This window comes from Pseudomonas sp. NPDC087814 (assembly GCF_044742865.1).
Lineage (GTDB): Bacteria > Pseudomonadota > Gammaproteobacteria > Pseudomonadales > Pseudomonadaceae > Aquipseudomonas.
Genome location: NZ_JBIUVK010000089.1, coordinates 1 through 9,000, shown reverse-complemented (window position 1 = coordinate 9,000; position 9,000 = coordinate 1). Strand labels below are relative to the sequence as shown.

Annotated in this window: 8 protein-coding genes; 1 reads left to right on the top strand and 7 read right to left on the bottom strand. The window is 58.5% G+C overall.

Annotation, left to right across the window (positions count from 1 at the left end):
- From ACIOMR_RS30455 to grpE, 6 genes are all read right to left on the bottom strand, one after another.
- A partial coding sequence (locus tag ACIOMR_RS30455; RefSeq protein ID WP_401198109.1) for a hypothetical protein occupies nt 1–123 on the bottom strand: 123 nt, incomplete at its 3' end.
- A gap of 105 nt (nt 124–228) precedes the next feature.
- Entirely contained in the window at nt 229–1,365 is a 1,137-nt protein-coding gene (gene carA / locus ACIOMR_RS30450) for a glutamine-hydrolyzing carbamoyl-phosphate synthase small subunit (RefSeq protein ID WP_003212214.1), read from the bottom strand.
- Between the two features lie 259 nt (nt 1,366–1,624).
- Entirely contained in the window at nt 1,625–2,431 is an 807-nt protein-coding gene (gene dapB, locus ACIOMR_RS30445) for a 4-hydroxy-tetrahydrodipicolinate reductase (RefSeq protein ID WP_087693401.1), read from the bottom strand.
- A 10-nt stretch (nt 2,432–2,441) separates the two neighbouring features.
- Nucleotides 2,442–3,566: a molecular chaperone DnaJ gene (gene dnaJ, locus ACIOMR_RS30440; RefSeq protein ID WP_003212219.1), complete on the bottom strand. Its 1,125-nt coding sequence runs from the start codon at nt 3,564–3,566 to the stop codon at nt 2,442–2,444.
- 316 nt (nt 3,567–3,882) lie between these two features.
- The gene (gene dnaK, locus ACIOMR_RS30435) at nt 3,883–5,799 is read right to left on the bottom strand and encodes a molecular chaperone DnaK (RefSeq protein ID WP_401198104.1); all 1,917 of its coding nucleotides are present in this window, start codon (nt 5,797–5,799) and stop codon (nt 3,883–3,885) included.
- A 102-nt stretch (nt 5,800–5,901) separates the two neighbouring features.
- Nucleotides 5,902–6,462, bottom strand: coding sequence for a nucleotide exchange factor GrpE (grpE, locus tag ACIOMR_RS30430; RefSeq protein WP_003212224.1), 561 nt, complete (start codon nt 6,460–6,462; stop codon nt 5,902–5,904).
- Between the two features lie 253 nt (nt 6,463–6,715).
- On the opposite strand from grpE, the gene recN reads away from it, so the two are divergent.
- Nucleotides 6,716–8,389, top strand: coding sequence for a DNA repair protein RecN (recN, locus tag ACIOMR_RS30425; protein WP_401198101.1), 1,674 nt, complete (start codon nt 6,716–6,718; stop codon nt 8,387–8,389).
- Between the two features lie 96 nt (nt 8,390–8,485).
- Here the strand turns inward: recN and fur are convergent, their stop codons facing one another.
- Nucleotides 8,486–8,890, bottom strand: coding sequence for a ferric iron uptake transcriptional regulator (fur, locus tag ACIOMR_RS30420; RefSeq protein ID WP_003212228.1), 405 nt, complete (start codon nt 8,888–8,890; stop codon nt 8,486–8,488).
- Between the last annotated feature and the right edge of the window lie 110 nt (nt 8,891–9,000).

Genomic DNA, 9,000 nt, shown 5'->3' with positions numbered 1-9,000 from the left:
GCCCTCCTCCCGCAGCGCGTGACCCCCCGGCGCGCCGGACAAGTCGACTACGCCGCCCTGGCCGATCACGATCGGGCCAGCGCCGAGAATCAGGATGCTTTTTATGTCTGTACGTTTTGGCATGGGTTTGTCACTCAAATCCGCAGGTCAGTCGGCAAGCCGTCTTGAACAATCTTTGAAGAGCCCGAGGGGGCCGCCGGTTTCCCGGGCCGCCCTCAGGCCGCTCAGTTAGCGTCGCTTGGCCATCTCATTGATGAAACGGTCGAACAGCGGCGCTACGTCGTTCGGGCCCGGGCTTGCTTCAGGGTGGCCCTGGAAGCTGAACGCGCTCTTGTCGGTGCGCTCGATACCTTGCAGGGAACCGTCGAACAGCGACTTGTGAATCGCCCGGACGTTGCCCGGCAGCGTCGCTTCATCCACCGCAAAACCGTGGTTCTGGCTGGTGATCATCACGACGCCGGTGTCCAGGTCCTGCACCGGGTGGTTGGCACCGTGGTGGCCGTGACCCATTTTCAGGGTCTTGGCGCCGGAGGCCAGGGCCAGCAACTGGTGGCCGAGGCAGATGCCGAATACCGGGATCTCGGTTTCCAGCACTTCCTTGATCGCCTTGATGGCGTAGTCGCAAGGCTCCGGGTCACCCGGGCCGTTGGACAGGAACACGCCGTCCGGCTGCAGGGCCAGTACGTCGTTGGCCGGGGTCTGCGCAGGCACCACGGTCACGCGGCAACCGCGCTCGACCAGCATGCGCAGGATGTTGTGCTTGATACCGTAGTCGTAGGCCACGACGTGGTACGGCAGTTCGGAAGCTTCGATGGTCGCGTGGCTGTCGGTCTTCAAGTCCCAGACGGTGGAGCGCCACTCGTACGTTTCCTTGGTGCTGACGACTTTCGCCAGATCCATGCCTTTCAGGCCAGGGAAACCTTGGGCCGCTGCGATCGCTGCTTCTTCGGAGATGTTGTCACCGGCCATGATGCAGCCGTTCTGCGAGCCTTTTTCACGCAGGATGCGTGTCAGGCGACGCGTATCGATACCGGCGATCGCCACAACGTTGTTGGCTTTCAGGTAATCGGACAGGGACATCGTGTTACGCCAGTTGCTCGCTACCAGTGGCAGGTCACGAATGACCAGGCCAGCCGACCAGACACGATCAGACTCGGCGTCTTCCGGTGTAGTACCGGTGTTGCCGATGTGCGGATAGGTCAGGGTAACGATCTGTTGGGCGTAGGAAGGATCAGTAAGGATTTCCTGATAGCCGGTCATGGCGGTGTTGAACACCACCTCTCCAACGGTCTGACCGTCGGCTCCAATGGCTTCGCCGCGAAAAATGCTGCCATCAGCAAGGGCGAGTATGGCTGGCTTAGTCAAGAAGACCTCCCGTAAATAAAGCCTGAAAGGGCGATCGCAGGTTGTAAAAAAGCGGAGTGACGTATGGACACGTCACCCCGCTTCTTCACTGAATTATTCTGCGCGCTTTTAGTGGACACACTAAAGCTGTAGCTTACAGAAAAAGGCTTTTTTGGTCCACCGCTAATGAGCCTTAAAGGCAGGGGAATGCGACAGGACGTCGCCTAGCGGGTAAAAACGGGGCCTCAGCATATTCCTGAGACCCCGTTTTAGCTACTTCTTAATGCAGGTCCAGCACGTCGCGCATGTCGTACAGGCCCGGCGCACGACCCTCAAGCCACAGCGCCGCACGTACGGCACCCTTGGCGAACGTCATGCGGCTAGACGCCTTGTGGGTGATCTCAAGACGCTCACCCTCGGTTGCGAACAGCACGGTGTGATCGCCCACCACATCACCGCCGCGAACGGTGGCAAAACCGATGGTGTCGTGGGCGCGGGCACCGGTATGGCCTTCGCGGCCATACACCGCCACCTTCGACAGGTCACGACCCAGGGCATCGGCAATCGCCTCGCCCATACGCAATGCCGTACCGGACGGCGCATCGATCTTGTGCCGGTGATGAGTCTCGATGATCTCGATGTCAGCCTCATCACCCATCACCCGCGCCGCCATGTCGAGCAGCTTCAGCGACAGATTGACGCCGACGCTGAAATTGGCCGCGAACACGATTGGAATATCCTTGCCCGCCTCCACCAGCAGCTGCTTTTGCTCGGCGCTCAGGCCCGTTGTGCCGATCACCATGGCCTTGCCCGCCTTGCGGCAGAACGCCAGGTTTTTCAGCATCACGTCCGGCAGGGTGAAATCGATCAGCACGTCGAACTCGTCGGCAACCTGCTCCAGATTGCCGGACAACGAAACGCCGATCCGCCCCAGGGACGCCAACTCACCGGCGTCCGCACCAATCAAGGTGCTGCCGGGACGAACAATCGCCGCCGTCAGCCCGGAGGCCGGCGAGCGCGCCTGCACGGCCTCGACCAGGGTCTTGCCCATGCGCCCGGCAGCGCCCATCACCGCGATACGTCGCATACTCACTTCCTTACAGGTCGCCGAAGAAGCGCTTCACGCCTTCGAACCAGCCGGTGGTCTTTGGCGAATGAGTGTCATCGCCGGCCAGGGAGCTGCGGAACTCTTCCAGCAGTTCGCGCTGACGACGCCCCAGGTTCACCGGCGTCTCTACCGCCACACGGCACATCAGGTCACCAGCACCGCCACCGCGCACCGGCGCAACGCCTTTGCCACGGATACGGAACTGCTTGCCGGTCTGCGTACCCTCAGGGATCTTCAGCTTGACCCGACCGTCCAGCGTCGGAATCTCAAGCTCGCCACCCAGGGCCGCATCGACAAAGCTGATCGGCACTTCACAGAACAGATGCTTGCCGTCGCGCTGGAAGATCGAGTGCTCGCGCACATTGATCACCACGTACAGGTCGCCCGTCGGGCCGCCCTGAGTGCCCGCCTCGCCTTCGCCCGACAGACGAATGCGGTCGCCGGTATCAACACCCGCCGGCACTTTCACCGAGAGGGTCTTGTACTCTTCGACACGCCCCTCGCCGTGGCACGAGTCGCACGGATCGGAAATGATCTTGCCCTGGCCGTGGCAGCGCGGGCAGGTTTGCTGCACCGAGAAGAAGCCTTGCTGCATGCGTACCTGGCCGATACCGCCGCAAGTCGGGCAAGTGATCGGCGAGGAGCCTTTCTTGGCGCCCGAACCGTCGCACGGCTTGCAATTGACCAGCGTCGGAACACGGATATTGACGCTGGTACCGCGCACCGCTTCTTCCAGGTTCAGCTCCAGGGTGTAGCGCAGGTCGCTGCCACGCTGGGCACCGCCACGCTGGCCACCACGGCCGCCGCCAAAGAAGTCGCTGAACACGTCGCCGAAAATATCGGAGAAGTTCTGCCCGCCGAAACCGGCACCGCCGCCACCCATGCTTGGGTCGACACCGGCATGGCCATACTGATCGTAAGCGGCGCGCTTGTTCGGATCACACAGGCATTCGTAGGCTTCATTGGCCTCTTTGAACAGCTCTTCGGATTCTTTGCTATCCGGATTACGGTCCGGGTGGTGCTTCATTGCCAGGCGACGGTAAGCCTTTTTCAGGTCCGCCTCGCTGGAGCCACGCTCCACACCCAACACTTCGTAATAGTCACGCTTTGCCATAAGTCTTTGCACTCTTAAGGACGTCCGGCAAAACCCTCCTGAGCCTTGCCAAACTCGTTGAGCCCCAATACAGGCCCGGACCCAACTCACGTCAATTCAACGATCCTGGTCGTTACTGCTTTCAGCCGGAAACCGGCCAAAAACGCGGTGACTGTCGTCCGGAAAGCAGGAGCATTCCCGATCACACCGCCAGCATCCGAGCGTTGTCGCATGCTGTAAAAATTCGCGTACCCCAGACACGCCAACGCGGGAGCAAGCTCCCGCGCGGCGACATCCTACCAGTCACCGCTTGTGAGCGGTCAACCGGGCGACCAAGTTACTTCTGGTCTTTGACTTCTTCGAACTCGGCATCGACAACGTCGTCGTGCTTGGCTTCAGGTTCTGCCTGGTGTGCAGCACCGTCAGCCGGCTGGCCTTGTTCGGCGTACATTTTCTGAGCCACTGGCGCAGAGACTTTCGACAGCTCTTCAACCTTGGCTTCGATAGCAGCCTTGTCGTCGCCTTTAACGGCGGCTTCCAGGACAACTACTGCGGCTTCGATTGCAGTTTTCTCTTCAGCAGTCACTTTGTCGCCAGCATCAGCGATCATTTTGCGAGTCGAGTGAACCAGTGCATCACCCTGGTTACGGGCAGCGGCCAGCTCTTCGAACTTGCGGTCTTCGTCAGCGTTGGCTTCAGCGTCACGGATCATCTGCTGGATTTCTTCCTCGGACAGACCCGAGTTAGCCTTGATCACGATCGACTGAGTCTTGCCGGTGGCCTTGTCTTTGGCGCCTACGTGCAGAATGCCGTTGGCGTCGATGTCGAAGGTCACTTCAATTTGCGGCACGCCACGTGGTGCTGGTGGAATCTCGGCCAGGTCGAACTTGCCCAGGGACTTGTTCTGACCGGCTTGCTTACGCTCACCTTGCAGCACGTGAATGGTCACGGCGCCCTGGTTGTCGTCGGCAGTCGAGAACACTTGCGATTTCTTGGTAGGAATCGTGGTGTTTTTCTCGATCAGCGCAGTCATCACGCCGCCCATGGTTTCGATACCCAGGGTCAGCGGGCTTACGTCCAGCAGCAGAACGTCTTTCACGTCGCCGGCCAATACCGCACCCTGGATGGCAGCACCCATGGCAACTGCTTCGTCCGGGTTCACGTCTTTACGCGCTTCTTTACCGAAGAACTCGGTCACCAGCTTCTGAACCAGTGGCATACGGGTCTGACCGCCCACCAGGATCACGTCGTTGATCGCGCCAACATCGATACCCGAGTCTTTCAGCGCAATGCGGCAAGGCTCGATGGTGCGTTGAACCAGGTCTTCTACCAGCGCTTCCAGCTTGGCGCGGGAGATTTTCACGTTCAAGTGCTTAGGACCGGTAGCGTCTGCAGTGATGTACGGCAGGTTCACGTCGGTCGAATTGCTCGAAGACAGTTCGATCTTGGCTTTCTCAGCGGCTTCTTTCAGGCGCTGCATGGCCAGCGGGTCACCCTTGAGGTTCATGCCGCTTTCTTTCTTGAATTCCTCAACGAGGTAGTCGATCAGACGAATGTCAAAGTCTTCACCGCCCAGGAACGTGTCACCGTTGGTGGCCAACACTTCGAACTGGTGCTCCCCATCGACTTCAGCGATTTCGATCACGGAAACGTCGAAGGTACCGCCACCCAGGTCGTAAACGATCACAGTGTGGTCGCCCTTGGCCTTGTCCATACCGTAGGCCAGAGCGGCTGCGGTTGGTTCGTTGATGATACGTTTCACGTCCAGGCCAGCAATACGGCCAGCGTCTTTGGTCGCCTGGCGCTGGCTGTCGTTGAAGTAAGCCGGAACGGTGATCACCGCTTCAGTCACGGCTTCACCGAGGTAGTCTTCGGCGGTTTTCTTCATCTTTTTCAAGATTTCAGCCGAGATTTGTGGCGGCGACATTTTCTGGCCGTTCACTTCAACCCAGGCGTCACCGTTGTCAGCCTTGGCGATTTTGTACGGGACCATCTTGATGTCTTTCTGTACGACTTCTTCGTCGAACTTACGACCGATCAGACGCTTCACCGCGTACAGGGTGTTATGCGGATTGGTCACAGCTTGACGTTTGGCGGACTGGCCCACCAGGATTTCGCCGTCGTTGGCATAAGCCACGATGGACGGAGTGGTGCGTGCGCCTTCGGCGTTTTCAATAACTTTGGATACGCCGTTTTCCAGCACGGAGACGCAGGAGTTGGTAGTCCCCAGGTCGATACCGATAATTTTGCCCATGATTTACTCTCCCGAAACTTAGATTTTTTTGCCGCAGCAGTGGTGGCTAACTGCGGCAGTACTTAAACGCTTGACTTATAGATGGGGCCGTTACGACTTATTTCAAGCCTGCTCATCAATAGAAGGTGCAACCGGTGCAGGAGCCTTGCTCACCACAACCATTGCCGGGCGCAGCAAGCGACCGTTGAGCTGGTAACCCTTCTGGAACACCTTCAATACGCTGTTCGGCTCAAGATCAGCATTTTCCTGCATCGCCATTGCCTGGTGATGCTCGGCATTGAACGGCTCGCCGCCTTGCGGATCGATGGCTTCCAGCTGATAACGCTTCAGGGTGTCCTGGAACATTTTCAGGGTCAGTTCGATCCCTTCGCGCATTGGGCGGATGTTTTCGTCGTCCGGGTTGGACAGCTCAAGGCCACGCTCCAGGCTGTCGATGATCGGCAACAGATCACCGGCAAATTTTTCCAGGGCGAATTTGTGAGCTTTTTCTACATCCTGCTCGGCGCGGCGGCGGACGTTCTGCAGATCGGCGGCAACACGCAACGATTGATCCTGTGCGCCTGCCAATTGCTCTTCGAGCACTTGCACACGAGCGGCCAGGTCTTCACCTGCGGCCTGGTTGGCGTCTGGATTTTGCGTATCCTGCGTCTGTTCGTCAGCCATAGATTTCTCCTTTCAAAATCATGCGCGAACTCGACTCGCGCTTCTGTTCCGGTATATGGGGCCACAATTTTCAGGTTCAAGGGTTGAGGCGTTACCAAAAGTCTTTCACTTGTCCTGGATCAATTCTTATCAATCATTCCCTGTTGCGCTTAAAAAGCGATTTATTCAAGCAAATCGGACTAAGCATCAGGATTGTCACCCCCAAACAAAACACTGTATAAATAACCAGACCTAAAGCCTGGGAGCGGCCGTCATGCTGGTGCACCTGTCCGTACATAACTACGCCATCGTTGAACATCTGGATCTTGAACTGGATCGCGGGATGAGCGTAATCACAGGCGAAACCGGCGCCGGCAAGTCGATCATGCTCGACGCCCTGGGCCTGGCCCTGGGTGATCGCGCCGACAGCGGGGTGGTACGCCCGGGCGCCGACAAGGCCGATATCCTCGCCACCTTTGACCTGGCCGATATCCCGGAAGCCGAGGCCTGGCTTGCCGAGCGCGACCTTAACAATGAAGGCCCGTGCATCCTGCGCCGGGTGATCACGGCCGAAGGGCGCTCCCGCGGCTATATAAATGGCACGCCCTGCCCGCTCGGCGACCTGAAAGCCCTGGGCGAACTGCTGATCGATATCCACAGCCAGCATGAACACCAGTCCCTGCTGAAAACCGACACCCATCGCCGACTCCTCGACGAGTACGCCGGCGCCACGGACCTTGCGCGCCAAGTGCAACTGGCCGCGCAGCGCTGGCGCCAGACCCGCCAGGAGCTGGAGCGCCTCTCCAACTCCGGCGACGAGCAGCGCGCCCGTCACCAGTTGCTCAGCTACCAACTGGAAGAACTTGAAAGCCTGGGGCTCGGCGAGACGGAACTGGAGCAACTGGAACAGGAACACAAGAACCTGACCAACGCCGAAACCCTGCTGGGCATCTGTCGGCAAGTGGTGGAGCAGTGCAGCGAAAGTGACTCCGGCAATGTGCTCAACGCCCTGACTGCCAGCCTGAACCGGCTATCCAGCGTGAATAACGCATCAGGCTCGCTGAACGAAGCCACCACCTTGCTGACCAGTGCGCAAATCCAGGTAGAAGAAGCCGTGGGCGAACTGAACCGCTTTCTCGATCACTTCGATGCCGACCCAGCCCGCCTGCAGGATATAGAAGAGCGCCTGGACACCATCTACACCCTGGCGCGCAAACACCGGATCCAGCCGACCGAAGTCGCAACCATGCAGCAAAAGCTGCTGGATGAAATTGAAACCCTGAACGCTAATGACGAATCCATCGAGCGACTGGGTGAGGAACTAGCGTCGTTTGCTCGCCATTATCAAGAGAAAGCCCGAGAACTCAGCGACCTGCGCCATCAGGCAGCGACCGGCCTGGCCAGCGCGGTGGAGCAGGAAATCCAGCGCCTGGGCATGCCCGGCGGGCGCTTCACCATCGAGTTGCACACCAACACCAGCAATGAGCTGCTGCCCAACGGCCTTGAACAGGTAGAACTGCTGGTCAGCGCGAACCCAGGCCAGCCACTCAAGGCACTGGCAAAGGTAGCTTCCGGCGGCGAGCTGTCGCGGATCAGCCTGGCGATTCAGGTGATCACCGCCCAGACCTCTCGCGTGCCAACACTGGTATTCGATGAGGTGGACGTAGGGATCGGCGGCCCGACTGCCGAGATCGTGGGCCAGTTGCTGCGCCGGCTGGGCGATCGCGGCCAGGTACTGACCGTCACCCACTTGCCACAAGTAGCCGCCCAAGGGCATCAGCACTTGTTCGTGCACAAGGTGCGAGGCAGCGATGCGACCCATACGGCCGTGTCCAAGCTGAACAAGACCGAACGGGTAGAAGAAGTGGCACGGATGCTCGGCGGCATCGATCTGACCAAGGAGTCCTTGGCTCACGCGAAAAAAATGGTGGTAACCGCGAAGGTCTGAAGCCTGGCTTACTGAGTATTTTCTTTCTATAGAAAGCACGAAGGCGACCCTAGGGTCGCCTTCGATCGTTTCGCAGAGCGAATCTGCGTAGCTTTCTTACTTTTTCTTACGTATGTAGAGAACCAGATTGTGGTCCACCAAATCGAATCCATGCTGCTCAGCGATCATGTGCTGGAGCTTCTCGATTTCCGGACTGGTGAACTCGATAACCTCATTGGTATCCAGGTCAACCATGTGGTCGTGATGACCGCCGTCGGCCAATTCGAACACTGCATGACCGCCGTCGAAATTATGACGAACCACCAGTCCTGCTGCTTCAAACTGGGTCAGAACACGGTAAACCGTGGCCAGGCCGACGTCCTCGTTAGACTCCATCAGCGCCTTGTATACATCCTCGGCACTCATGTGGCGCTGCTCAGCAGAATCGAGCATTTGTAGAATCTTGACTCGTGGCAGAGTCACTTTAAGACCGGCTTTGCGTAGTTCGCTATTTTCAACCATGGTTAGCTTTCTCGCGGATGCTGCTTCGCAGCTTCACTTAATACGGGTATGATCGGCGTTTACGTTGTCCCAGACAAGATAGTGGAATTCGCCCACCCATTCAAAAAAAC